The sequence below is a fragment of the Cupriavidus sp. SW-Y-13 genome (assembly GCF_009793345.1).
Classification (GTDB): domain Bacteria; phylum Pseudomonadota; class Gammaproteobacteria; order Burkholderiales; family Burkholderiaceae; genus Cupriavidus.
The window spans coordinates 227,361-251,750 of sequence record NZ_WHLX01000005.1; the positions used below are offsets into that span (position 1 = coordinate 227,361).

The window sequence follows — 24,390 nt, forward strand, 5'->3', positions numbered from 1 at the left end:
CTCCGAGAGCAACGACAACCACCCCGGCATGGGGGATGGCAACAGTTCGGCGTTGTTCCGGAGGCTACGTGCGAAAACAGCAGTGAAGAATGGCCAGCGGCGGGGGCGGCGCACGCGGCTGTGCGTCGACGCTCAGTACGGTGCGCAGATCAGCCACCACCAGATGCGCTGGCTCGATGACGTTCACCAGAACAGGCAAGAATGCCGGAATCTGCGGGGAAACATGGTCGGCACTCTTGGAGTCCGCCTGGCAGTGCCCCAGGCAGAGTGCCTTCTGGTTGCCGCCCTGGTCGCTCTTGTGGTCCGCCATGTCGGGGCAGGACTCCATCAGGGCTGACGCCGCGTTGACGTCCTCCATCTGGTAGCGGCTACCGGTACAGGCGTACGCAGCCGCTGCCAGCTGGACTGTCAGGAAGACAACGAGAAGGAAGCCAGCGAACCAGGGATGCCGGCGGGCCGAGTGATGCAAGGGTGTTTTTGAGCGTTGACACGCGCAAGCATAGCGTCTTTGTCTCGAATTGCAACGTCGCTCGCAGGCCGCGTTGTGCGGCACCTACCAAAGATCGCGAGTAGGGTGCTTATTAAGCCACATCACTTTGCGCGCTACGACCTGCTCTTGACCTTCCCATATGGGCAAGGTCTATGTTGAAACCATGCTGATCAGGTCACAAAGTTCGCTCGCATTAGTGCAGCGCTAAGGGTGGTCCTATCCAGGGAGCGCATCGTGAACATCGGACAAGCGGCGGGGTCGTCCGGCGTGCCCGCCAAGATGATTCGTTACTACGAGCGGATTGGCCTGGTTACTGCGGCGCATCGCACCGCCGGCAACTACCGGACCTACGACGCGGATGACATCCATACGCTGCGCTTCATCGGGCGCGCCAGGAGGCTGGGCTTCTCGACGGAGCAGATTCGGCAACTGCTTGACCTGTGGCGAAATAAGCGCCGCACTAGCGCCACTGTGAAGGCGATCGCGCTCCGGCACATGCGCGAACTGGACGCGCGGATTGCTGAGCTGTCTCGCATGCGAGACACGCTCATGGAGCTCGCGGAGCATTGCGAAGGCGATGACCGGCCCGCCTGCCCGATCCTTGACGCGATCGGCAGTGCAGAACCGCGACATCGCCTGGTGAGTTCGCAGGGGCAAAAACATCGAAGCCCACTGTCCCGGGGGCTCCAGTCTCCGCGCGTTCACGCAAGCGGGCAGGACTTGAGCGGGACTTAAAGCAGGAGTCATCGGCATGGACAATCGGCAACGGCATACGGTTACCAGGGCGCAAGCGGCCTCGTCGCCAGCATTAGAGGTCGAGGGTGGCCCTGGCAACAAGCATCAAGGCCACGCGCACCAGCATTGCGAGCACGCGTACGCACGGAATACTAGCAAGGTCAATGACGGGGCCAAAGCGCTGGCGCACGATCCCGTGTGCGGCATGCTTGTGGAGCGCGATGGACCGTACCAGTCCGACTATGCCGGGGCGCATTACCACTTCTGCAGTGCATCCTGCCAGCGCCGATTTGATGCCGAGCCGGCTCGCTATGCGAGCCCGCAGGCTGCACCTGCCCCCAAGGAAGCGGAGGCACTGGGCACGATCTACACGTGCCCCATGCACCCCGAGATCCGCCAGGACCATCCAGGCGCCTGTCCAAAATGCGGCATGGCGCTTGAACCAGAAATGCCAAGCCTGGAAGAGGAAGAGAATCCGGAACTCGAGACATTTCGCCGCCGCTTCTGGTGGACCTTACCGCTGACGGTCGCCACCGTGCTACTCGCCATGCTGGGCCACCGCATTGCCTTGGTCGATCCGGCAATACAGGGCTGGGTGGAGCTCGTGCTCTCCGCGCCGGTGGTGCTATGGGCCGGTTTCCCGCTGTTCGTCCGCTGCCTGCAATCGTTCCGAAATCGCAGCCCCAACATGTGGACCCTGATCGGCCTCGGGACCGGCGCGGCATTCGTCTACAGCGTTGCCGCCACAGCCGCCCCGGGCCTGTTTCCCTACTCGTTCGTCATGCATGGCCGCATCGGGGTCTATTTCGAAGCGGCAGCCGTGATCATTTCGCTGACACTGCTGGGCCAGGTCTTTGAATTGCGGGCACGCTCCCGAACGTCTGCTGCCATCAAGGCGCTGCTCGGCCTTGCCCCCAAGACGGCACGCCGTCTCAACGCGGACGGCAGTGAGGAAGACGTGCCGCTGACACATGTGCACATTGGCGACCTGTTGCGGATTCGCCCGGGCGAGAAGGTGCCGACCGATGGTGTCGTGACTGATGGCGCGAGCGCAATTGACGAATCGATGCTGACAGGAGAACCGCTTCCCGTTTCCAAGCGCGCCGGCGATCATGTGATCGGTGCCACAATCAATACCTCGGGTGCGCTGGTAATGCGCTGCGAAAAAGTCGGGGCCCAGACGGTGCTGTCCCAGATCGTTCAGATGGTGGCACAGGCGCAGCGCTCGAAGGCGCCCATGCAACGAATGGCGGACCAGGTAGCTGGAGTCTTCGTCATCGTAGTCGTTGGCATCGCCTTGCTTTCCTTCTTTGCGTGGGGCCTGTTTGGTCCTGAGCCGAGCTGGGTCTTTGGCCTGGTCAACGCGGTGGCGGTGCTGATCATTGCCTGCCCGTGCGCGCTCGGTCTTGCCACCCCCATGTCCATCATGGTGGCTAGCGGTAAGGCGGCAAGCCACGGCATCCTGTTCCGGGACGCCGCAGCCATTGAGAACTTCCGCAAGGTCGATACCCTCATTGTCGACAAGACCGGCACCCTCACCGAGGGCCATCCAGGCTTCGAGCGCGCGTTTGGTGTCGCCTCGTTCGGCGAGGCCGAGGTGTTGCATCTGGCGGCAAGCCTTGACCAGGTCAGTGAACATCCGCTGGCCGCCACGATCGTCGCGGCGGCACGCGAGCGAGGCTTGTCGCTGGATCGGGTGGAGAATTTTGCGTCGGATGCCGGGATGGGCGTGCGCGGCCAGTTGAACGGCCAGCATCTCGAGCTGGGCAATGCCGCGTTGATGCACGCGTCGCAAGTCGACATTGAACCGGTGGCGGCGCAGGCCGATGACCTGCGCCGGCAAGGCGCCAGCGTAATGTATCTGGCGGTCGATCACCAGCTGGCCGGACTGCTCGCCGTTTCGGACCCGATCAAGGCCAGCACGCCACACGCGCTTGCTGCATTGCGTCAAGCTGGGATACGCGTGGTGATGGCAAGCGGCGACGGCGTCGCCACGGCAAAAGCGGTCGCCGGCCGTCTCGGCATCGACGAGTTTCACGGCGAAGTCACACCGGCCGACAAGCTGGCCTTGGTCGAGACGCTGCAAGCGGAAGGCCGCGTGGTGGCGATGGCAGGCGACGGCATCAACGACGCCCCGGCGCTGGCAAAAGCCGATGTGGGCGTCGCCATGGGGACGGGTACGGATGTAGCGATGCACAGCGCCCAGGTGACCCTGGTGAAAGGCGACCTGCGCGGCATTGCCCGCGCGCGGGAACTGTCCGAGGCCACCATCGCCAATATGCGGCAGAACCTGGCGTTCGCCTTCGTCTATAACGCGTTGGGCATCCCTCTGGCGGCCGGTTTGCTGTACCCGCTGACCGGATGGCTGCTGTCGCCCATGATCGCGGCGCTGGCCATGAGCCTGAGTTCATTATCGGTGGTGAGTAACGCGCTGCGGCTGAGCGCGAAAGTGAATGAGGCGGCGCAACGTACGCGGTGAGCATGCGTGAGCGATTTCCTGCGACGGCTGTCCGCAGTGACCTTGCTGCCAGGTTTTGGCAAGACTAGACTGGAAGCACTTGTTTTCATTGGCCCATGAAGCCTACCCATAGCCCGCTCTCGCGACTCCTCGCGCTGGTCTTGCTGGCGTCGGTGCTGTTCATGCGCCTCGCGATTGCGGGGTACGTATGCCCGACCGGCTCAGGCGACGCGGCGGATGCCATGGCAATAGCAGCCACCGAACCCTGTCAGGGTATGGACCAGGCACAGCCGGCGCTGTGCGCTGACCACCAACAGGATGGCCGGCACTGGGCCGACAATAATGGGCATTCTCCCGATCTCGGCCTCTTGCCTGCCATGGCGAGCGGGCCCGCGTACTTTCTCGCGCCGATCGCCTCCGCCGGACGCGCGCCCCTGACTGCCGCCGTGCGGCATCACCCACCACCTGATCCAGTCTATCTCGCAACGGCACGGTTGCGAATCTGATCGTTCCCCATCGCGTGGCCAAACCTGGCCACCTGCCGTGATGTCGGTTGCCTGACCGCGCGCGTGTCACTCGGCTGCGCATGGTCGAGCCGGCAAGCCATCAGATTTGGGGAAGATCATCATGCATACCATTTTCAAATCCATCCTTCTTGTTTCACTCGGCGTGTTCTCTGGCTTCGCACTGGCCGGCCCGAACTGGGACGTCATTAACAGCGCGCGTGCCGCCGCGCAGCAGCGCGACACGACCGCCGCAATCCAAGCCGCCAGGCTGGCGCAATGTGACCAAATGATGAAAAAGATGGGTTCCCACCCGATGAGCAGCGGCAAGGACGCGCAGCCCATGACTCCGATGGGCCCGAGCGAAGCCAAGTGACCGGATTCGCTTCCTCCCGCGCTCACGGCGCCGGAAGTGGCGGGAAGCGAGGAACCCAAGCAGATATGGAGATGGACATGAACACAAAGTCAGTGATGGCGGTAGCGCTTGCGGTGACCCTGCTAGGCGCCGGTGGATGGAGCATGGCGGCCGACGCAGACCAAGGCGATGCGGGTGACAAGGCCCAGACCCAGTCGCAGGAAAAAGGGCACGCGATGAGGATGGACCACGCGATGGGCGGCGGCATGATGGGCAGTTGTCCAATGATGGGGCAATTACCGCCTGGAAACGAAAAGCTCTTGATGCAAATGCACGGCGAAATGATGCAGGCCATGGGAGAAATCATGCGCAAGTACGCCGACAAGGTCCAGGTGCCGGTACAGAAATAGGTGACAACGGCGTCGTGTATGACAATCTCGCGTCGACAGGAGTACTGCGATGAAACGCAACGCGAAAACCATGATAGCCATTGGAGGTGCCCTGCTGGCAATGCTGGGCGCTGCCTACGCAGTGTCCCCGGGCATCCGCGCGCTTGTTGTGGGCGTCGGGCCGTACCTGCTGCTCCTGCTATGCCCGTTGTTCATGTGGCTGATGATGAAGAGCATTAGCGCGTATGACGATTTCCGGGACACGGAATCCCCGGGGAAACGACAGGAACCTCAATCCGGGCCGCTTCGGCGAAAGGAGTGAGCACGCATGTTTGTACTGAGGTTCCGCCGCTTGACCAACGGACCAGGGCATTGCAACTGCCGCGTGCAAGGAGATCCGATCATGTGCAGCCTCAAGACGATGGTGAAGCTTGGAGTCGGGCTGGCTGGCCTGCTCGTTGTCGCGTATGTGCTGCTGCCACAGTATCACGCCGCGATGCGGGCCATTGCGCCGTTCGCGCTCGTGCTCGTATGTGTGCTGGTATGTCCGCTCGCAATGTACTTCGGGATGCGGGGAATGCAGGCACCAGGCAAGGACGAATCAACGCATCGAGAGGACAAATGATGCCTATGAAGGAATGGACCCGGGGATCTCGGGACGGTCTCGTGATCGGCTAACTTCCTGGAGCCTTTCCATGAACCCCATGAGCGGCTTCGCCGCGCATTATGGCCATTGGGATCTCGTGCTCTTCCTCATTGTCTTGGTATCGTGGGCGTTCTACCGATACGCGGCACCGAGCGGTTGGCGTGAGTGGGCAGGGGCGGGCCTTGTCCAAGCGTTCCTGGTCGCGCTCTACGCCGAAATGTTCGGGTTCCCGCTCACGATCTACTTGTTGACGGGCTTCCTCGGCCTCGATATTCCGCACACTCCCTACGCGGGGCATTTGTGGGCGACCTTACTTGGCTATGGCGCTATCGGTGCGATCGTGGAAATGCTGCTCGGCTATGCCTTGCTCGCCGCGGGCATCGTGCTGCTGATCCGTGGCTGGACTGCGGTATACGCGGCCCGCTGCGAGGAACGGATCGCACGGGAAGGCCTGTACGGGGTGATACGCCACCCGCAATACGCCGGCATCCTGCTGGCGGTCCTTGGCGAGGTCGTGCACTGGCCCACGCTGATCACCCTGGCACTGTTCCCGGCCATCGTGTTCGTCTATGTCCGGTTGGCGCGCAAGGAGGAGCGAGACATGATTTGCCGGTTTGGCGCGACCTATGCGGACTACATGCGTCGGGTGCCGATGTTCCTGCCTGGGCGCGGCCAGTGGAGGCGGCTTTTCGGCGCTTTTGGTTAATGCGCCGGTTGTGCCAGCGCGCCGCCTGGCGGACGCGTTGGTCCCGGATGGAGGTAACTGCCATGAACGGTTCCATTGCCATGCCGCGAGATCTGCGTCAGCGCAGATTGCTGCTACGAGCCACCGGTACCCTCGGCGGGATAGGGATCGCGGGCGCCATGCTGCCGTTTGTGCAAAGCATGGCCCCGAGCAATGCCGCCAGATCGAGCGGCGCGCCTGTGGATGTCCGGCTCGACACCGTGAAGCCCGGTAACGTGGTCACGGTTGCCTGGCGGGGCAAGCCCGTATGGATCTTGCACCGGACCGAGGCCATGTTGGCGGGCTTGCGCAAGCATGACGACCTGCTGGCCGATCCGCAGTCGAGACAGAGCCAACAGCCGTCCTATGCCGCCAATGAAGCGCGGTCTATCCGGCCGAATTTCTTTGTGGCGATTGGCATCTGCACCCATCTGGGCTGCGTGCCAATCTTTCGGCCGGAAGTCGCTGCCGCGGATTTGGGGGATCGCTGGCCCGGGGGCTTCTTTTGCCCATGCCATGGCTCCAAGTTCGACCTGGCGGGGCGTGTCTTCAAGAGCGTTCCGGCGCCGCTCAATCTGGAGATTCCGCCCCACGAGTATCTGGGCGACACCCGACTGGTCGTCGGCAGGGATCGCTTCGGGGCCGAATGACAATGTATTCCTGAACGCGCTTAGCGAGAAGTGCCACAGCCATCAAGGAGACCACCATGAGCACCAAATGCGTCGTCGCCATCGTCCCATCCGATCTGCTGGAAAAGCTTGAACAGCAGTTCGCAACCGTTCACGTACCCGGTCTGACGGCGACCCGAGTCAAGGGGTATGGGGAGTACAAGAACTTCTTCTCCAGCGACCTCACCAGTGTGCATACCAAAATTGAGATCTTTGTGGAGGAGGAAAGCGTTCAGGCCATCGCTGACGCAATTTTCCAGGTGGCACGTTCCTCAGTGCCGGGGGCCGGCATCGTGGCGGTCATGCCGGTCGATCAATTGCTGCATCTTCATGCCCCTGCGACAGAGCTCAATCCGTGAGACGGCAGGTCGTCTCGGCCAGTGCGGCATGGCCTGAGGCCCCGGCCGGCCGCGATTGCCCGCCTATCAAACGTCCGCCGAGTTGCTTTGCGGCAGGCGCGCGCATCGGGCGGTCTGGCGGCAAGATCAGAAAAGGCGGTGAGAGTATGAGGTGCGGTGCGCCGTGTCATTCTTCGGCGGCCCGAGTCGGATGCCGACCTTGAACATGGCACGAATCATTTCTGGCCTGCTCGTTGCGCTGTGGCTGTGCGCCGCGAGCACCATGGTCGTCACCCATGCCGCAGGCAGCGAGGAACTTCTGTCTCCCGAGCAGGCCTTCCGCTTCGCCGCCCGCGAGCTCGACGACCATGCCGTCGAGGTGCGTTTCGACATAGCACCGGGCTACCACCTGTATCGTGAGCGCTTCGCCTTTACCGCACAGCCTGCCGGCGTCAAACTCGGCGCGCCGGAACTCCCACCGGGCCAGGTCAGGGTCGACGAGGCGTTCGGCAAGCCGATGGAAATCTATGAAGGGAGTGTCATCATCCGCGTGCCGGTGGAGAAAGCGCCGACCGATGGCAAGTGGACGTTGGTGGTGACCTCGCAAGGCTGTGCCGACCAGGGCGTCTGTTATCCCCCAATGAAAAGTGTCTACAAGGTGCGAGGCGGCAAGCCAGTCGGACTGACGGGACAGCACGAGCGCAACGTGCCTTCAGCTTCCTCGCCCGAAATCCGGACTGATACCGGGAATCTCGCGCAGCGCAATCTGCAGGCGGACGAGGAAACCATTACCGGCGCACTGGACGCCCGCAACATTCCTGAAATTGCCGTGTTGTTCTTCGGCCTGGGTCTGCTGCTGACATTCACCCCCCCGGTCTTGCTGATGATGCCAATCCTGTCGGCCATCGTGGTCGGCGAGCACGTGACTCGCAGCGGTGCTGCGGTCGTCTCGCTGGCTTATGTGCTCGGCATGGCGGTGGTCTACACCGGCCTCGGTGTGGCCAGCGGGCTGCTTGGCGAGGGGGTCTCGGCGGCGCTCCAGTCCGTGTGGGTACTGAGCATCATTGCGACATGGATGGTGGCGCTGTCGCTCTCCATGTTCGGGCTCCTTGCACTGCAATTTCCTCAGCGTTGGCAGGCGCGGATGATGACGTCGCCTTTGCGTCGCCAGGGCGTACATGCAACCGCCGCCGCAGCGATGGGAGCCATTTCCGCGCTGATCGTCGCTCCTCACGTGACGGAACCCCTCGCTGGCGTGCTGACCTATATTGCGCAGACCGGCGATTCCGTGATCGGGAGCAGCGCGTTGTTTGCCATGGCGCTCGGCATGGGAGCGCCGCTGGTCCTGGTGGGGGTTGGCTCCGGCAACCTGCTGCCACGCGCCGGGCGCCGTGTGGCAGTGACAAGGTGTGCCCTCGGCTTCCTGCTGCTCGGCACGGCGATCTGGATACTCAGGGCGCTGCTGCCGGCCTGGATGACAATGTTGGCATGGGCCGCGCTCCTGCTGGTGGCCGCCGTGTTCCTAAACGCCTTCGACTCGCTGGGCCCCGAAACGCATGGGCTGACCCGGTTGGGCAAGGGCCTGGGCTTGCTGGCTGCGCTTGCGGGGGCCGTCGTGCTCGTCGGGCTGGCATCTGGCGGGCGCGATCCGCTGCAGCCGCTGGCGGGATTGAGCGCCGGCCGCCGAGCACCGGATAGCCTGGCAAGCCACGAGCCCTTGCGTTTCGAGCGGGTGCGCACCGTGGCTGAGCTCGATGTGCGCATTGCGCAAGCGGCCGCCATCGGCCAGCCGGTCATGCTCGATTTCTATGCCGACTGGTGTGTGAGCTGCAAGGAGATGGAGCGCTTCACCTTTTCCGATGCAGGCGTGCGAGCGCAACTCGCCAATATAGTAATCCTGCAGGCGGACGTTACCCGGAACAACGCCGATGACAAGGCACTGCTCAAGCGCTTCGGGCTATTTGGCCCGCCGGCGATCATCTTCTTCGGCGCAGACGGTCGCGAGAGCCCTGTGAGAGTCATCGGCTTCCAAGCCCCTGCACGATTTCTTGATAGCGTGGCGCGCGCTTTGGGGGGCGCGGAGCGGAACTCGGCGCGTGGGCCGTCAGCTTCCGCTCCGCCACCGGCCCACGGGCAGACATCTCCCCAATAATTCCGGCAGCGTCGACAACTCTCCGCAGTCGCAGCACTGCTCTCGCGGCAGCCCCGCTGTCCGCCTTGACTCCGGGATATCGCCGAACGCCTATCATTGATGCATCGCGCCACGCATAAGTTGTCGAGGCGACGCTGCCAAGCGTTTCATTCGATGAGAGCTACACCATGCGGTCTTCCGATGCAGCGGTCCCTCGCCGAGACTCGCTTTATTACCGCCACACATTGCCGGTGCGGATCATGCACTGGATCAACGTCATCGCGTTTTTCATCCTGCTGATGAGCGGGCTGCAGATCTTCAACGCGCACCCTGCGCTCTACTGGGGCAAGTCGTCGTATACCGGCCGGCCGCCGATCCTGCAAATGGGCGCCAAGGAAACCAAGGACGGAAAAGTGGTCGGCGTCACCAGGGTGGCTGGCCGCGAATTCAACACGACGGGTGTGCTCGGCGCATCGAGAGGCCCGGACGGCGACCTGGTCGGACGGGGTTTTCCTGCCTGGGCGACCATTCCCGGGCCCCAGTGGCTGGCACTGGGACGGCGCTGGCATCTGTTCTTTGCCTGGATCTTAGTCATCAATGGTCTGGCGTATGTCATCCACGCGATCTTCAGCCGGCATCTCGTGCGCGACCTGACGCCGACCAAGGAGGACTGGCATTCCATCCGCAAGTCGCTCAAGGACCACCTGCTGCTACGCCATCCCAAGGGCGAAGCCGCGAAACATTACAACGTTCTCCAAAAGCTCACCTACCTGATCGTCATCTTCGGCCTGCTGCCGCTCGCAATTTTGATGGGGTGGGCAATGTCGCCGTGGCTCGACTCAGTGATCCCCGGGTGGGTCGATTGGTTCGGCGGACGGCAATCCGCGCGCACGATCCATTTCATCGCCGCCCTGGCACTGGTAGCGTTCGTCCTCATTCATGTCTCTCAAGTCATCATCACAGGGCTCTGGAACAACCTGCGCGCAATGGTTACGGGGCGCTATCGGATCCCGGCGACGGAGGATCATCATGACAGCGAATGAGCCGAACCGCCGCCGCTTTCTTGCCCGACTCCTGGCCGCCAGCGGCGCCCTGTTTCTCGCAAGCTGCGATCGATTGTCGGGCACCGTGTGGTTTCCGAAGCTTCTGAAGAGCGGGGAAAAGCTTAGCCAGGCCACGCAACATCTGGTGACCTCGCGCCATTCGATGGCGCAGGAATTCACCGAAGCGGACCTCTCGCCGACGTTTCGCAGCAATGGCACCGCCAATCCGGACGACGAGCGATACCAGTTCCTGGCCGCCGGCGAATTCGCCGCGTACCGACTCAAGGTTTTCGGCCTGGTTGAGCAGCCCGCAACGTTTTCGCTGGACGAACTGCGCGCGCTGCCCGCCCGGAGCCAGATTACCCGTCACGATTGCGTCGAAGGATGGAGCGCGATCGGCAAATGGAAAGGCGCACCATTAAGTGCCTTGCTCGCGCGTGTCCACCCGAGGCCGGAGGCACGCTACGTGGTCTTTTACTGCGCCGACCCGATGGATGCAGAGGGGACGAAATATTACGAGAGCATCGACATGGAAGATGCCTACCATCCGCAGACCATTCTCGCCTACGAGCTCAACGGCAAGCCGTTGCCGATCGCCAATGGCGCGCCTTTACGCGTCCGGGTAGAACGACAGCTCGGCTACAAGATGGCCAAATACATCATGGGCATCGAACTCGTCAGCAGCTTTGAAAGCATTGGTGAGGGCAAAGGCGGCTACTGGGAAGACCAGGGGTATGAGTGGTATGCCGGCATCTGACGAAGCGCCGGATTTTTCGTCCTGCGCGCGCTTGCCGGCGGTGGTCAGCGCTACTATCAGTTCGCCGTTCATCTCTGCCGGCGTCTCCACGCGGACCCTCCCTGCAGCGCGGCCGGACTAGGCCTCGGCCGCCTCTGTCTGGCCTCGCGCTTCCGGCTCGAACTGTATCTACTGGACGGTTATCGTCGCCCTCATGTTCGGGTGTATGCCGCAGAAGATGTTGTAGACCCCCGGTTTATCGAATCTGAACTTGAAGGTGTCGTTCTGGTCGAGCGCGCTGGAGCGGAAGAGGCCGGCGTCGTTGACAATCGTGTGCGGTTCGCCATCGAGGTTTTTCCACGTGACGGTCGTGCCGGCTTTGATCGTCAGCGACATCGGCGAGAACTGGAAATTCTTCAAAACGACGGCATTGTTCTCCTCGGCTTGCGCGACGGAGAACCCGGAAGCCGATGCCGCGATGAATACCCCGGCCCCGAGAGAGAAGACCAAGGCGCGGCGAAGAATAGACGTTGGCATGATTCTGGTCCTGGTTGGTGGGGTGTCTGGACGTTCAGGCGAGCGTCGTGTCGGTGAGCGTCGCAGCGAGCGGGTGCCGCATGATCTTGATGCTGGTCACGCCAAGCATCCTAGGTAGCTGATCACTAGGTACCGTGAGCGGCATCGGTCCGGGGCCATTGCCGGCTGTCGGTTGAGGATAGGCCGTCGAACGCGCCGTATGGAAAGTAATATTGCCTTCCACCTTCGATACGATCTGGTGGATATGGCCGTTCAAGACGGTGACGGAACCGAAGCGCTGCAGATAGGTCATCGCCTCGCCGGCATCGCCGGTGCCCCAGCCCCACGGTTGGTAGATCGTCCACATTGGCATGTGTGCGAAGACGACGATCGGTGTGCTGGACGAGTGGCCCTTCAGATCGGCCTTCAGCCAGGCGAGTTGGTCGTCGCCCAAGCCCCCCAGACCGTTCGGCTTGAAATGCATCACGTTGACCAGCCCGACAAAGTGGACGCCACTGTGGTCGAAGCTGTAGTAGCCCTTATTGCCGGAGGCTTGGCCGAAACGATTGAAGTATTCCGTCCCAGGCCCATCGGTTACATCATGCTCGCCGGGCACGGTATGCAACTCGGTGATATTCAGCCCGGACATCAATTGCGCCGCGTGGTCGAACTCTTCTGCCTTGGATAGATGCGTAATGTCTCCAGTGTGAATCGTCAGCGCCGGCTTGATCGGCATCGCGTTGACGAGGTCAATGGTCTGCTTGAGCGTGCCCGCGACGTCCGGATTGGCTTCCTTGTTGAAGCCGATATGTGTGTCGCTGATCTGCAGGAATAGAGGGACGCCCGAGCCGACCGACGGCCTCTTCCCTGTGGCGGCAAGGGCCAATTCCATAGGCGAGAGAACACCGCCGGCCAAAACAAACACGGTGCCCGCGCCGCCGAATGCGAGACACTTCAACGCACTGCGGCGCAACGGATCGAACGGAAGACCTGATGACATATTGCCCTCACGAGTCAGTTTCGAGAGGTAGATTGCCGGACTATCCGACAGGCCTCGCGATTGGGTTCATCTGTATTACTGCCGGGCCATCCGTTTTATTCCGCCTTAAGCATTGCCTGTGACAACAGCGAAAAGAGGACGCCGCGGCGGTCGAAATTCCTTATACGGCACCCTGGGATCGATGCCGCTTGTGGAGCAATCCGAGCAGGCGGTCGGCACGGCAAAGTCGGTCGGCCCCGCGGCACACGAACGAAAGACCGTACAGTGCCGGGGTTTTCTCGTCCCCCTCAGGGGTAGGGTGTGGGCCTGATCAGGCACGATTCATCGAGCGCGCTTGAGGCGGGTCGCCAGCCTACGCGAACGGCCGCTCATGGCCCGATCTCTGCCCTCCGCCCACCCTGTCCAGCGGTTGCGGCTTTCAGAGGCAACTGCCGACCCTTTATAGGCCATCGGCTGAGTTCCGCGCAGATGAACGTATGCACGCGATTATTGGACGCTCGGCAACACCGGTGATTGCCTGAGGGGCATTCAGTCATAGCGTCGCTGAGCGAGCTGCCGGCTCAGACCGCCTTTGCGAGGGGTTCTTCTGTTTGCCGAATTGCCATCAGCATGACGATGGCCCCTACGCCGAGAGCCGATGATAGCCAAAGCGCCTTTGCGCCGAATGCGTCGAGGCAAATGCCAAACAGCCACGGTGCCAATGCCTGTGCAACGCGTGCGGGGACCATCAAGACGCCTTGACGATGGCCGTAATCGTTTGGCCCGAAGATGACCAACGGTAGCGTTCCCTTTGCGATGGTTAGGATGCCGTTGCCGGCACCATGCAATACACCGAACAATGCCGCTGCGGGAGCGCCTGCCACGCCAAATGCCATTGCTCCGATGGGGTGCAGTGCGGCTGCAATGCGAGCGGAAAGCAGCGGATGAACCTTTCTGAGGAAGCCGAACTCGAGGATTCGCGCCCCCACTTGAGCAGGGCCGATCAAAGCGCCTACCGTCACGGCCGTTGCGACGGTTGCACCGCCAGCCTGCAGGAGGCGCGGCAAATGGGCCGCCATCGCTGTGCTGATGAACCAGGTCGCCGCGAACACAAAGGCCAACGCATACGAGGCGAGCCGTTGGGAGTCGCTCTCCGCCACATTCGAGGGCTCGCGCTTCACCGGAGCAACCTTGTCTTGCTTGGCATCTTGGGACACAAGGCCGCGCGGCACGCTCGCATTCAGGAGCAAACCGAGTGTCAGATGCAATCCCGCCCACGCGAGACACGCACCGCGCCATCCAATGTGTGCCTCCATGAATGTCGACAGCGGCCAGCCGACCGTGCTGGCGAAGCCGGAGATGAGCGTGATGCCGGTAATCGCGCCCCGAGAGCGGTGGCCGTACAGGGCCACAAGCGTCGCGAATGCGGCCTCATATAGCCCTGCGCCCATTCCAATACCCAGGACCAGCCAGGCAGCAAAGAGTCCAACTGGGCCTTGGGCGAAACCAAGACCCGCCAGACCCAAGGCAAATATGATGCTGGTGGCTACCAGTATCGAGCGGCCGCCAGTCCGATCGATCATTCTGCCTGCAGACGGCCCGATCAGGGCCGACACGACAAGCGCAGCGCTGAAGGCCGCAAATACCGTAGGGGTGGATACGCCGAGGTCCTTCGCCATCGGCGTCGCCAGCATCGCCGGCAGGTAGTACGTCGAACCCCACGCCAAGGTCTGGGCAATGCCCAGCCTGGCGATCACGCCGCCGCTTGGCTCCATGGCCATCCCGTTCTTCGTTATTCGACTTCGCCGCTGTCGGTATCGCTGACCTGCGCGTCTTGCTCATGGCTCATCGCCGCTGCTGCGAGCGTGGTTGCCGTGGCCGGTGCTGCTTCCTTGCGCTCACTGTAGCGATCCGTCAGGTAGTCGCTGCGATCGCGTACGAGAAGCGTGAACTTGAAAAGCTCCTCCATGACGTCCACCACACGGTCATAGTAAGAGGAAGGCTTCATGCGGCCATTCGCCTCGAACTCCTGGTACGCCTTGGCGACCGACGACTGGTTGGGGATCGTCACCATGCGCATCCAGCGACCCAACACGCGCAGTGCGTTGACCGCATTGAAGGACTGCGAGCCACCACAGACTTGCATGACTGCGAGTGTGCGCCCCTGAGTGGGACGAATGCCGCCCATTTCCAGCGGCAGCCAGTCGATCTGATTCTTGAAGACCGCCGTCAGCGTGCCGTGACGCTCCGGGCTGCACCAGACCTGGCCTTCCGACCATTCTGAGAGCTTTCGCAGCTCGACCACCTTTGGGTGGTCGGCAGGGACGCTGTCGCACATTGGCAGGCCATGTGGGTCAAACACACGGGTCTCCGCACCGAAGTGCTGCAGGATCCGTTCAGCTTCCTGGACGAGCAGGCGGCTGTACGAAGTTTCGCGCAACGAACCATAGAGCAACAGGATGCGCGGCGGGTGGGTACTGATGCGTGCCGGCTCCAGTTTGTACAGGTCCGGCGTGTCGAGAACCGCTGGGACGATGTTGGGCATTTCCATCGTCATTGCACTCTCCGACCTTGGCCGTCGATCACGACCTCGCCGTCTTCCTTGGTGAAAGAACCTCGCTGTGGCGAGGGCAGGATGTCGAGCACGACCTCCGAAGGTCGGCACAACCGCACACCAAGCTCGGTGACGACAAAGGGCCGGTTGATCAGGATCGGATGGGCGAGCATCGCGTCGAGCAACTGGTCATCCGTCTGCGCAGGATCGGACAGACCCAGTTCCGCGTACGGCGTGCCCTTTTCGCGGATAGCCTGGCGCACCGTGAGTCCGGCATCACGGATCATCTGTTGCAGTGTCTGCCGGTCCGGCGGTGTGTTCAAATACTCGATGACATTTGGCTCGATGCCCGCGTTGCGGATCATGGCCAAGGTGTTACGTGATGTACCGCACGCGGGGTTATGGTAGATCGTTACCGACATTCCAGTTCCTTAATGGCCCTTGGCCTCATACCACGACTGCGACCGGTTGACGATGCCGACAACCAGCAGCATGACCGGCACTTCGATGAGAACGCCTACCACTGTCGCCAGTGCAGCCCCCGACTGGAAGCCAAAGAGGCTGATTGCGGTCGCGACGGCAAGTTCGAAGAAATTACTGGCGCCGATCAGACTGGACGGGCCCGCCACGCAATGGGCGACGCCGAGCTTGCGGTTCAGCAGGTAGGCGAGTCCAGAGTTGAAGAAGACCTGAATCAGGATCGGTACCGCGAGCAGCGCGATTACCAGTGGCTGATCGATGATGGCCTTGCCCTGAAATGCAAACAGGAGAACAAGCGTAAGGAGCAGCGCGGTGATGGAATACGGCCCGAGTCGGTGCACGACACGCTGGAAGTAGGCCACGCCGCGGCTTAGGAGCATCTTGCGCAGCAGTTGCGAGATGATGACCGGCACAATGATGTACAAGGCCACTGACGTGAGCAGAGTGTCCCATGGCACTGTGATGGACGACAGGCCCAGCAGCAGTGCTACCACCGGCGCGAAGGCGACCACCATGATGGCGTCGTTCAGAGCGACCTGGGACAGCGTGAAGTACGGATCGCCCTTGCAGAGCTGACTCCAGACAAACACCATGGCGGTGCAAGGAGCGGCGGCCAGAAGGATAAGACCGGCCACGTAGCTATCAAGCTGGTCGGCAGGCAATAGCGGCGCGAAAAGGTGACGCACAAAAATCCAACCGAGCAGCGCCATCGAGAATGGCTTGACTGCCCAATTGATGAACAGGGTCACGCCGATGCCTCGCCAATGCGATTTCACCTGGCCCAGTGCGCCGAAATCGATCTTGATCAGCATGGGGATGATCATCACCCAGATCAGAATGCCCACTGGCAGGTTGACCTGCGCGTATTCCATCCGCCCAATCGCCTGGAAGACTTCAGGAAGGATCTGCCCGAGTGCGATACCGGCGACAATGCACAGCGCGACCCAAACGGTCAGATAGCGCTCGAAAAAGCTGATCGCCGGCTTGGCCACGGCTTGGCCGGTCGCTGCTACGTTTTGGCTACTCATATTCAGCTCCCTGCCAGGCGCTGCAGGGTCTCCTGCAACTCTGCGTTGTTCATGTCATCGATCGGGAGCAGCAGCAATTGCAGCATCCTGTAGGCGATGGCCTGTCGGGTCAGCTCGAATGCCTGACGCTTCTTCTCGTCGCCGCCTTCCGTGTTCGACGGATCTGGGTAGCCCCAGTGCACCTTCACCGGGCTACCTGGCCAGTACGGGCACTCTTCTTCGGCCGCGTTGTCGCAGACCGTGATCACGACGCGCATGTGGGGCGCATTCTCGCCGACGAATTCATCCCAGTTCTTGCTGCGGAAGCCGCCAACATCGACGCCGGCGTTTTCAAGCGCCTCGATGGCGAACGGGTTGATTCGTCCGCTCGGGGAGCTTCCGGCGCTGTAGGCATGCACATCGCGGCCAAATTGCTTGGCCAGATGGTTGAGCATGCCCTCGCTCAGAACGCTACGGGCGGAATTGTGGGTACAGAGGATCAGTACGTTGGTAGTCATGGGGGCTGCAACAACAAGTAATTTGGGGAGCGTTTCAGCGCGTGCCGATGTCCCGGATCGCCTTCTGAAGCGCGACCGCGTCAAGCTTCGGCAGAGGCAGCGACAGGAACAGTTCAATACGGCGCTTGAGTGAAATGGCGGCTTCGTTGATGGCCTGCTGCTTCTGGGCTTCGGTACCTTCGCAGGCGGCCGGATCGGGTACGCCCCAATGCGCTGTCATCGGCTGACCTGGCCACACGGGGCAGATCTCTCCCGCGGCCTTGTCGCAGACCGTGAAGACGAAATCGAGTTGAGGCGCACCGTCCTGTGAAAATTCGTCCCAGCTCTTGCTGCGAAAACCCGTGGTGTCCATGCCGTGGCGCGCCAGTGCTGCCAGCGCGAGCGGATTCACCGCACCGGTGGGATGGCTGCCCGCTGAGTACGCGCGGAAGCGCCCCTTGCCCAAATGGTTCATCAGCCCTTCCGACAATATCGAACGCGCAGAATTGCCGGTGCAGATGAACAGCACGTTGTAGATTTTCTCGCTCATGAGGCACCCTTAGCAGCAGGACGGCGTGGAGTTGACCGCAATACCGACTGGCTTTCCCCTGGGCGCGCAGCACGCTGAATCCGATTTGGCGTCTTCGATCTTTCTGGATTCGCCGTACACGGGCACATTGCCAAGCGTATGGAAGTGCTCCCACGCGATGCCTTGCGGATCGGTGACCCAGTACTTGTCGCTTCGCGCATAGCAGCAGGTGGTCTCGCCTTCGTCTAGCAGCGCCATATCGGCCGCTTCGGCTCGCGCCTTCAACTCCGCCAGCTCGCCTGCGTCATCGGTCTGGAACCCGAGGTGGTCTACCCCGGTTTCGGCACCGCGTGCCGAAATGGCGAAGTTCACGCGAGGGTCCTCAAGCATCCACTTCGCGTAGTCCTCTTTCACCAAAGTGGGTTCGGCTGCGAAGAGTGCCGAGTAGAAACGAATGCTCGCAGACAGGTCCGCGACGCTGACGTGAACGTGGAAGCGCTTCATGATTGGGCCTCGGTGGCGACGGAACAGTTGGACACAGGAGAGCACGGATTGCCGCCGCAGCAGTTCTCCGTGAGGTAACCCAGCAATGCGTTCATGGTCTCGAAGCGAGCCATGTAAATGATCGAGCGACCGTCCTGGCGGCTGGAAAGCAAGCCGGCGCGGTGCAATTCCTTCAGGTGGAACGATAGCGATGACGCTGGCATTTCCATCAATTCGGCAATTCGACCGGCGGCAAGCCCCTCGGGCCCGGCTTCTACCAGTAGCCGGAACACCGACAGGCGTATCGAATGGGCAAGCGCGGCAAGCGCTTCAAGGGCGTGGTCCGTTTTCATGATTCGACTATATTCGAATTATGAAAACTTGCAAAGTGAATTTTGTATGACGACGGGCGAGGAAGCCTGCACTGGAGAGTGCGAATTGCCGGCAGACGAGCTGCAAGCTCGCCACCCGGAGTTTTTTGCCGAGTGATCTGCAATGCTGGAAGACCTGCCGGTATAGCCGCCGACCTAGTGCGTGGAACGCTCGTGAGGACGCAGGTTGTGCGTCGCGGCTATGGACCGCTCAATAAGCGTGTAGGCGGCATTCAAATGTGAGCTATCCCCGGACTGGGCGGCCAATAGCTCAAGTGCGCGCAGCAGGGGATCAGCGACGTCTGTGTTCCGTTGGCTCAACGCCAGTGCGTACGCGGCATAGACGGCTTCCGCCAATGGAAGGGAAGACAAGTCAGTCATTGTGCACTTCCAGTGCCGGGCGATGATGTATTGGCGCCCAATCAGGGTGGTCCTATTCACACTATCGACCTTGCTACAGGGGGAAGGTCAAGCGGCTTATGCATCTCGCCGGCCGGGCGGCCGGGTTCCGCGCGAGAACTTCGTGCTTGACCTGTCGCTCGCTCGTAGCTCAACACGGCAAATATGTCGCTCGGTCCCAACGTGACGTCTAGTTGCAGATGGCACATCCGTTCCTACTTTTCCGCATTCATCGTCAGCGCGGCAATGAGCCCGGCCTTGACCAGCAAGTCCTCTGGCACTACCTCGTAGGCGGTCCCACCAACGTCGACGGTGCGACATTCGGAGTCGCCGCAAACCGAACAGCAGGGGCTGCTGCCTACCGAGGCATTGACCCATTCCTCCATCGGTTTTCCCGCAATCCAGATCCGATTGGATTCAGACGGATTGGCCTTGAAGGTGGCGTCATCAATCTCTCGAGTCTCCAATACTGGCTCGATGCCCAGCGGCATCAACTGCTCGCGCAGTTGCCGGTAGGCCCGCTCAACCTCATCTCCGGTGCCAGCGCATCGTGGGCAAGTTTCCCCACCGGAAACGAGGCGCTGCCAAACGATAGGAAGTGTCTTCACGGTGTTACCTCACAGAAGATGGATCGGGCTCGCGGTTTGGCTCGCGAGCGACCAGATGCTCCAGGCCCTTGACTCCGACTGGGGACTCGGAGAGCCACGGTATTAGGGCGCAGCTTTGCGCCAGCTCGTCGACGACGCGGCGAATGAAAGGCACCTCGTAAGCGCCGCGCTGGCACAGCACGGGGTGCGTCGTCCCACTCGCCAGGAGCGATTGGTTGATGACCCACGCGTAAGGCTTGATACCAGCTCGGGCCAGGTCCTTGGCAAGACGCTCCGCCTCGTGAACGGGCGTGGCCTCCGGCAAGGTAACAATAAGCACTCGCGTATAGCCAGGGTCGCGCAGCCTGGGCAACAACTGCCGCACAGCCTCAGGCATATCCCCTTGCGTGCGCATCACTTCCCGGTGGTAGGCCTCCGCCGCATCGAGCAACAGGATCGTGTGGCCTGTGGGGGCCGTGTCCAACACCACGAATCCGTCCTTGCCTTCGTCGACGGTGCGGGCAAAGGCTCGGAATACGGCAATTTCCTCGGTGCATGGCGAACGCAGGTCCTCTTCCAGCATCGCGCGCCCAGCGGCGTCGAGTTGCTGGCCAGCCTTGGAGAGCACCTCCTCCGTGTACCGTCGCACTTCCTCCGCTGGGTCGATTCGGGCGATCGTCAGGCCAGGAAGCTCGCCTTCAATGGTGGCGGCAATATGCGCAGCCGGGTCAGTCGTTGAAAGCACGACCCGATGGCCCTTCTTCGCAAGTGCCACGGCAACTGCTGCAGCGACAGTGGTCTTGCCCACGCCGCCTTTGCCCATCGTCATGATGACGCCATGGCCGGCCGACGCCATGCGCTCGACCAGACCGCTCAAGCCAGGTGGCAAGCTGGTTTCGGGCATCTCGTGACTGGTCGGCAATGCCACAGTCTCGGGATGGGCCATTTCGCGTAGCGCGTCCAATCCGACGGTGCCACGCGGCAGGAAGGGGATACGCGCCTGCGGCAACCCGGCCAATTCGGCCGGGATGTTTGCCAATGCTTCGTCCGCCAACTGCGCCATGGCCGTCGCCGTTGGGTCGCCGGAGCCGGCGTCCGTGAACAGGCCATTGATGACCAGGGCCTGGTTACGTATCCCAAGATCCGCCAGTTCGGCACCCGTGCGATTGGCTTCCCTCAAGGATGCGGTATCGGCACGGGCAACCAGGATGACCGTGGTCTCGTCTGCATTGGAAAGACGATCGACGGTTGCCGCGTATAGCGCCTTCTGTTTTTCCAGCCCGGCCAGCGGACCGAGGCAGGAGGCGCCGCCAGTGGATGAGGAAATGAACTCGTCCCATGCCGAGGGCATTGTCAGCAGACGCAGGGTGTGTCCGGTGGGAGCCGTGTCGAAGATGACATGGTCAAAGTCGGCCGTACCGGACGAGTCGCCAAGGAGTTTCGAGAACTCGTCGAACGCAGCAATCTCGACGGTGCACGCGCCGGAGAACTGCTCCTCCATGCTTTGGATTGCAGCAGCCGGCAATATGCCTCGGTAAGGGGCCACCATCCGCTCCCGGTAGGCGTGTGCCGCCGCTTCCGGGTCGATGTTCAGCGCGTGCAGGCCAGGCGCCCCGGGGATCGCCGTTGGCAGTTGACTCAGGCCTACGCCCAGCACCTCGTCCAGGTTAGACGCAGGGTCCGTGCTAACGATGAGCACCGAACGCCCGGCTTCGGCCAAGGCCAGCCCGGTGGCACAGGATAGCGAGGTCTTACCGACCCCGCCTTTCCCGGTGAAGAACAGATAGCGGGTACGTGTAGAAGGCAAGGTCATGGCGTCCCCGCTTCAACAGCAGCCGGAGCCGGGTGTGCAGCTACCCGCCTTGACCCGCGGCTTCTCGGCCGTTGCCGGCGCAAGATTGAGCTTCTGCGCCAGGTGTTGGCGCGAGGGGTACATGCCGGTGGATACAATATGGCCATCGATTGCAATGATGGGCAGACGATCCATGCCACCCTCCATTTCCTTGACCACAGAGGGGTTGGCCACGAATGCTTGAGGCTCCTGCCCCAGGTTGTACCGGGTCACAGTGACACCTTGTTCTTCGACCCATTTGAGGTCGGCCGCGAATTGCGCCAGGATCGGATCTATATCCACGCCACAGACCCCCGTCGAGCAACACATGGCAGGGTCAAACACTTCCAGCTTTTTCATGATGACTTCCTTTCAAAAAGTCGGCCCTCGGGCTCGCTGACAGCAATCGGTGAACGGTGTGCGGTGTTCAGGGAGACGGGAAGGAATCGCTCCGGCGTTCCCATAATTCCATGTTTCCAATATTATCAAAATAAAGAGATTGCATGCGCTGTTTTCCTTGCGCTAGATCAGACTACCCACTGTTTGTTTGATGTGCTCTATGGCGTACAAACATCGTGACCATCGGCGCCGCTTTATTTTGCTATGCAACTTGCAGTGGGGCTGTCATTGCCCTAGAAATTAGTTACACAATTCCAGAATTATCAAGATCTAGTCGCGTGATCCCTCGGGGAGCGCGGCCGCCCGGCAAATCGCCCTCTAAAGCCCCGCGACCACGATGTACCTCAGGCCACCCAGCTCGGTCCGAGATCGCATTTGGAAGGAGGGCGACATGTCAATTTCGCGCAGGCAGTTTCTGAAGGCTGCTGGCGGTTCCGCGGCCGGCGTAAGCATCTCGGGTACGGTGGTGAGTCCGGCCGGTGCTGCCGCGCCACCAGCGGACGTAGGTCGCACGACCTTGCCATTCAAGCCTAAGGTGATCGCACGGGCTGGCCAGCTTCGGCCCAACACACCGGTCACCTTTACGTACCCTGATGCCTCATCGCCATGCGCGGTAATCAAGACGGGTGCGCCGGTTCCAGGTGGCGTTGGCCCCGACCGTGACATTGTTGCCTACAGCACGCTCTGTACGCACATGGGTTGCCCGGTCGCCTATGACTCCACGGCGCGCACATTCCGATGCCCCTGTCATTTCAGCATCTTTGACCCCGAGAAGTCCGGGCAGATGGTATCCGGCCAGGCCACCGAGAATCTTCCGAGAATCCAGCTCGAGTACAGCGCCGCAGATGGCAGCGTGAAAGCCATTGGCGTCGACGGGTTGATCTACGGCCGTCAAGCCAACCTGCTGTAAGGGGGCACTGCCATGGCAACGAACAAGGATCGGGTGACATTGCCGCCCGTGAGCGCGCAGCGGACCAACCTGACATGCCACTTCTGCATTGTCGGATGTGGGTATCACGTCTACAAGTGGCCGGAAAATAGCGAAGGCGGCCGAGCGCCGGGCGAGAACGCACTCGGCCTGGATTTTCGCAAGCAGCTTCCACCGCTGACTGTGATCATGACACCTGCCATGCAGAACACGATCGTCGATCGCGATGGCCGGCGCCAGAACATCATGATCGTGCCTGACAAGCAGTGCTCGGTGAACAAGGGGCTCTCGTCCACGCGCGGTGGTCAACTGGCCAAGGTAATGTTCACGCCGGATGGCGTGGGCCGTGCGCGACTGCGCAGCCCGCGCGTCTATGTTTCCGACCAGTGGGTGGACACCAGTTGGGACGATGCCCTTGCACTCTATGCCGGCCTGACCAAGAAGATCCTCGATCGGGACGGCCCCGCCGCACTGGCGTTTGACTGCTTCGATCACGGTGGCGCTGGCGGTGGCTTCGAGAACACCTGGGGCACAGGCAAGCTGATGTTCACGGCGCTGAAAACGCCGCTGGTGCGCATCCATAACCGCCCGGCCTACAACTCCGAATGCCACGCCACGCGCGAGATGGGAATTGGGGAGCTGAACAACAGTTACGAGGACGCGGAACTAGCCGATGTGATCATGGCGATTGGCTGCAACTCATACGAGACGCAGACCAACTATTTCCTCGCCCACTGGCTGCCGAACCTGCAGGGCCAGACGATGGACAAGCGCAAGCAGCGCTTCCCCGGCGAGACCATGGCCGCCGCCAAGGTGATATTCGTCGACCCGCGCCGCACGACAACGATCGCGGTAGCGGAGCAGGCCGCCGGCAAGGAAAACGTCTTGCACCTGGATATCGAGCCCGGTACCGATATCGCGCTATTCAATGGGCTGCTTACCTATGTGGTGGATCAGGGCTGGCACGACAAGGAGTTTATTGCCACCTACACCAAGGGGTTCGACGCCGCGCTGCGCGCCAACAAGCTGCCGCTGGATGAATGCAGTCGCATCACTGGCGTGCCTGCCGACAAGCTGCGCCGCGTGGCAGAGTGGGCGTACAAGCCGAAGGCCTCTGGCCATCGCCCTCATACGATGCATGCCTATGAGAAAGGCATTATCTGGGGCAATGACAACTACCTGATTCAGTCCGCACTCGTGGACCTGGTGCTGGCCACGCACAATGTTGGCCGACGTGGCACGGGCGTCGTACGCATGGGTGGGCACCAGGAGGGTTACGCCAGGCCGCCATACCCCGGCAACACCAAGATCTATGTCGATCAGGAGATCATTCACGGCAAGGGCTTGATGTACACGGCATGGGGCGCGAATCCGTTCCAGACTACGCTCAACGCTCAAGAGCATCGTGCCGTCATTCTTCATCGGTCGGGAATCGTCCGGGAGGCCATGTCCCGCCAACGCGGTGCGTCGATGCAACAGATGGTGGATGCCATCTACGACGCCGTGAAAAGCAAGGGCGGCCTCTTCCTTGTCAACATCAACCTCTACCCGACCACCCTGGCGGACGGGGCTCACCTGATGCTGCCCGCTGCCCACCCCGGCGAAATGAACCTC

Annotated in this window: 29 protein-coding genes; 14 read left to right on the plus strand and 15 right to left on the minus strand. The window is 61.7% G+C overall.

Going from position 1 to position 24,390, the window contains the following annotated elements; translation table 11 throughout:
• Positions 1-64: 64 nt before the first annotated feature.
• Positions 65-469 carry a hypothetical protein gene (locus GA566_RS32700; protein WP_137924342.1) on the minus strand — a complete coding sequence of 135 codons (405 nt, stop codon included), beginning with the start codon at positions 467-469 and terminating at the stop codon, positions 65-67.
• Between the two features lie 255 nt (positions 470-724).
• Here GA566_RS32700 and cueR point away from each other — a divergent pair, with 255 nt between their 5' ends.
• A complete protein-coding gene (gene cueR / locus GA566_RS32705; RefSeq protein ID WP_137924341.1) occupies positions 725-1,225 on the plus strand; it encodes a Cu(I)-responsive transcriptional regulator in 501 nt (166 codons plus the stop codon).
• A 16-nt stretch (positions 1,226-1,241) separates the two neighbouring features.
• Positions 1,242-3,704 (plus strand): heavy metal translocating P-type ATPase, encoded by a 2,463-nt coding sequence (locus tag GA566_RS32710; RefSeq protein WP_160475181.1) that lies wholly within the window; start codon positions 1,242-1,244, stop codon positions 3,702-3,704.
• A gap of 200 nt (positions 3,705-3,904) precedes the next feature.
• On the opposite strand, the gene GA566_RS33615 is transcribed toward GA566_RS32710, so the two are convergent.
• Entirely contained in the window at positions 3,905-4,033 is a 129-nt protein-coding gene (locus GA566_RS33615; protein WP_255459763.1) for a hypothetical protein, read from the minus strand.
• Between the two features lie 277 nt (positions 4,034-4,310).
• Here GA566_RS33615 and GA566_RS33145 point away from each other — a divergent pair, with 277 nt between their 5' ends.
• The 10 genes from GA566_RS33145 to GA566_RS32755 all read left to right on the plus strand — a co-directional run bounded on the left by GA566_RS33145 (position 4,311) and on the right by GA566_RS32755 (position 11,237).
• Entirely contained in the window at positions 4,311-4,562 is a 252-nt protein-coding gene (locus tag GA566_RS33145; protein WP_137924339.1) for a hypothetical protein, read from the plus strand.
• A gap of 71 nt (positions 4,563-4,633) precedes the next feature.
• The gene (locus GA566_RS32715) at positions 4,634-4,951 is read left to right on the plus strand and encodes a hypothetical protein (protein ID WP_237381008.1); all 318 of its coding nucleotides are present in this window, start codon (positions 4,634-4,636) and stop codon (positions 4,949-4,951) included.
• Between the two features lie 49 nt (positions 4,952-5,000).
• Entirely contained in the window at positions 5,001-5,252 is a 252-nt protein-coding gene (locus GA566_RS32720; protein ID WP_137924338.1) for a DUF2933 domain-containing protein, read from the plus strand.
• Between the two features lie 81 nt (positions 5,253-5,333).
• The gene (locus GA566_RS32725; RefSeq protein ID WP_160475182.1) at positions 5,334-5,555 is read left to right on the plus strand and encodes a DUF2933 domain-containing protein; all 222 of its coding nucleotides are present in this window, start codon (positions 5,334-5,336) and stop codon (positions 5,553-5,555) included.
• A 70-nt stretch (positions 5,556-5,625) separates the two neighbouring features.
• On the plus strand, positions 5,626-6,282 hold the full coding sequence (locus GA566_RS32730; RefSeq protein WP_137924336.1) for an isoprenylcysteine carboxylmethyltransferase family protein: 657 nt from the start codon (positions 5,626-5,628) through the stop codon (positions 6,280-6,282).
• A 62-nt stretch (positions 6,283-6,344) separates the two neighbouring features.
• Positions 6,345-6,950, plus strand: coding sequence for a ubiquinol-cytochrome c reductase iron-sulfur subunit (petA, locus tag GA566_RS32735; protein ID WP_137924335.1), 606 nt, complete (start codon positions 6,345-6,347; stop codon positions 6,948-6,950).
• A 56-nt stretch (positions 6,951-7,006) separates the two neighbouring features.
• Positions 7,007-7,327, plus strand: a complete 321-nt coding sequence (locus tag GA566_RS32740) for a P-II family nitrogen regulator (RefSeq protein WP_137924334.1) — start codon at positions 7,007-7,009, stop codon at positions 7,325-7,327.
• Positions 7,328-7,532: 205 nt separating this feature from the next.
• The gene (gene dsbD / locus GA566_RS32745; protein ID WP_237381009.1) at positions 7,533-9,458 is read left to right on the plus strand and encodes a protein-disulfide reductase DsbD; all 1,926 of its coding nucleotides are present in this window, start codon (positions 7,533-7,535) and stop codon (positions 9,456-9,458) included.
• 167 nt (positions 9,459-9,625) lie between these two features.
• Positions 9,626-10,480, plus strand: a complete 855-nt coding sequence (locus GA566_RS32750; RefSeq protein WP_137924332.1) for a cytochrome b/b6 domain-containing protein — start codon at positions 9,626-9,628, stop codon at positions 10,478-10,480.
• Positions 10,467-11,237 (plus strand): molybdopterin-binding protein, encoded by a 771-nt coding sequence (locus tag GA566_RS32755; protein WP_137924331.1) that lies wholly within the window; start codon positions 10,467-10,469, stop codon positions 11,235-11,237. Before GA566_RS32750 ends, GA566_RS32755 begins: the two co-directional genes overlap by 14 nt.
• 168 nt (positions 11,238-11,405) lie before the next feature.
• Here the strand turns inward: GA566_RS32755 and GA566_RS32760 are convergent, their stop codons facing one another.
• From GA566_RS32760 to arsD, 13 genes are all read right to left on the minus strand, one after another.
• Positions 11,406-11,753: a cupredoxin family copper-binding protein gene (locus GA566_RS32760; RefSeq protein ID WP_137924330.1), complete on the minus strand. Its 348-nt coding sequence runs from the start codon at positions 11,751-11,753 to the stop codon at positions 11,406-11,408.
• Positions 11,754-11,787: 34 nt separating this feature from the next.
• Positions 11,788-12,732: a metallophosphoesterase gene (locus GA566_RS32765; RefSeq protein ID WP_137924329.1), complete on the minus strand. Its 945-nt coding sequence runs from the start codon at positions 12,730-12,732 to the stop codon at positions 11,788-11,790.
• Between the two features lie 560 nt (positions 12,733-13,292).
• On the minus strand, positions 13,293-14,486 hold the full coding sequence (locus tag GA566_RS32770; RefSeq protein ID WP_137924353.1) for an MFS transporter: 1,194 nt from the start codon (positions 14,484-14,486) through the stop codon (positions 13,293-13,295).
• A 17-nt stretch (positions 14,487-14,503) separates the two neighbouring features.
• Positions 14,504-15,268, minus strand: coding sequence for an arsenical resistance protein ArsH (gene arsH / locus GA566_RS32775; RefSeq protein ID WP_137924328.1), 765 nt, complete (start codon positions 15,266-15,268; stop codon positions 14,504-14,506).
• Complete coding sequence (gene arsC, locus GA566_RS32780; RefSeq protein ID WP_137924327.1) at positions 15,265-15,687, minus strand: arsenate reductase (glutaredoxin); 423 nt, start codon at positions 15,685-15,687, stop codon at positions 15,265-15,267. Before arsC ends, arsH begins: the two co-directional genes overlap by 4 nt.
• A gap of 9 nt (positions 15,688-15,696) precedes the next feature.
• Positions 15,697-16,773 carry an ACR3 family arsenite efflux transporter gene (arsB, locus tag GA566_RS32785; RefSeq protein WP_137924326.1) on the minus strand — a complete coding sequence of 359 codons (1,077 nt, stop codon included), beginning with the start codon at positions 16,771-16,773 and terminating at the stop codon, positions 15,697-15,699.
• 2 nt (positions 16,774-16,775) lie between these two features.
• A complete protein-coding gene (locus GA566_RS32790) occupies positions 16,776-17,270 on the minus strand; it encodes an arsenate reductase ArsC (RefSeq protein WP_137924325.1) in 495 nt (164 codons plus the stop codon).
• 34 nt (positions 17,271-17,304) lie between these two features.
• Positions 17,305-17,799, minus strand: a complete 495-nt coding sequence (locus GA566_RS32795; protein WP_137924324.1) for an arsenate reductase ArsC — start codon at positions 17,797-17,799, stop codon at positions 17,305-17,307.
• A 9-nt stretch (positions 17,800-17,808) separates the two neighbouring features.
• Complete coding sequence (locus tag GA566_RS32800) at positions 17,809-18,282, minus strand: ArsI/CadI family heavy metal resistance metalloenzyme (RefSeq protein ID WP_137924323.1); 474 nt, start codon at positions 18,280-18,282, stop codon at positions 17,809-17,811.
• The gene (locus tag GA566_RS32805) at positions 18,279-18,614 is read right to left on the minus strand and encodes a helix-turn-helix transcriptional regulator (RefSeq protein WP_137924322.1); all 336 of its coding nucleotides are present in this window, start codon (positions 18,612-18,614) and stop codon (positions 18,279-18,281) included. The genes GA566_RS32800 and GA566_RS32805 overlap by 4 nt, the downstream gene beginning before the upstream one ends.
• A 632-nt stretch (positions 18,615-19,246) precedes the next feature.
• Complete coding sequence (locus tag GA566_RS32810; RefSeq protein ID WP_137924321.1) at positions 19,247-19,639, minus strand: DUF2703 domain-containing protein; 393 nt, start codon at positions 19,637-19,639, stop codon at positions 19,247-19,249.
• 4 nt (positions 19,640-19,643) lie between these two features.
• On the minus strand, positions 19,644-21,431 hold the full coding sequence (gene arsA, locus GA566_RS32815) for an arsenical pump-driving ATPase (RefSeq protein WP_137924320.1): 1,788 nt from the start codon (positions 21,429-21,431) through the stop codon (positions 19,644-19,646).
• A 12-nt stretch (positions 21,432-21,443) separates the two neighbouring features.
• Positions 21,444-21,809, minus strand: coding sequence for an arsenite efflux transporter metallochaperone ArsD (gene arsD / locus GA566_RS32820; RefSeq protein ID WP_137924319.1), 366 nt, complete (start codon positions 21,807-21,809; stop codon positions 21,444-21,446).
• Positions 21,810-22,239: 430 nt separating this feature from the next.
• Here arsD and GA566_RS32825 point away from each other — a divergent pair, with 430 nt between their 5' ends.
• Both GA566_RS32825 and GA566_RS32830 read left to right on the plus strand, forming a co-directional pair.
• Positions 22,240-22,758, plus strand: coding sequence for an arsenate reductase (azurin) small subunit (locus GA566_RS32825; protein ID WP_137924318.1), 519 nt, complete (start codon positions 22,240-22,242; stop codon positions 22,756-22,758).
• A gap of 12 nt (positions 22,759-22,770) precedes the next feature.
• The coding region (locus tag GA566_RS32830) for an arsenate reductase (azurin) large subunit (protein WP_160475183.1) at positions 22,771-24,390 on the plus strand (1,620 nt) is incomplete at its 3' end.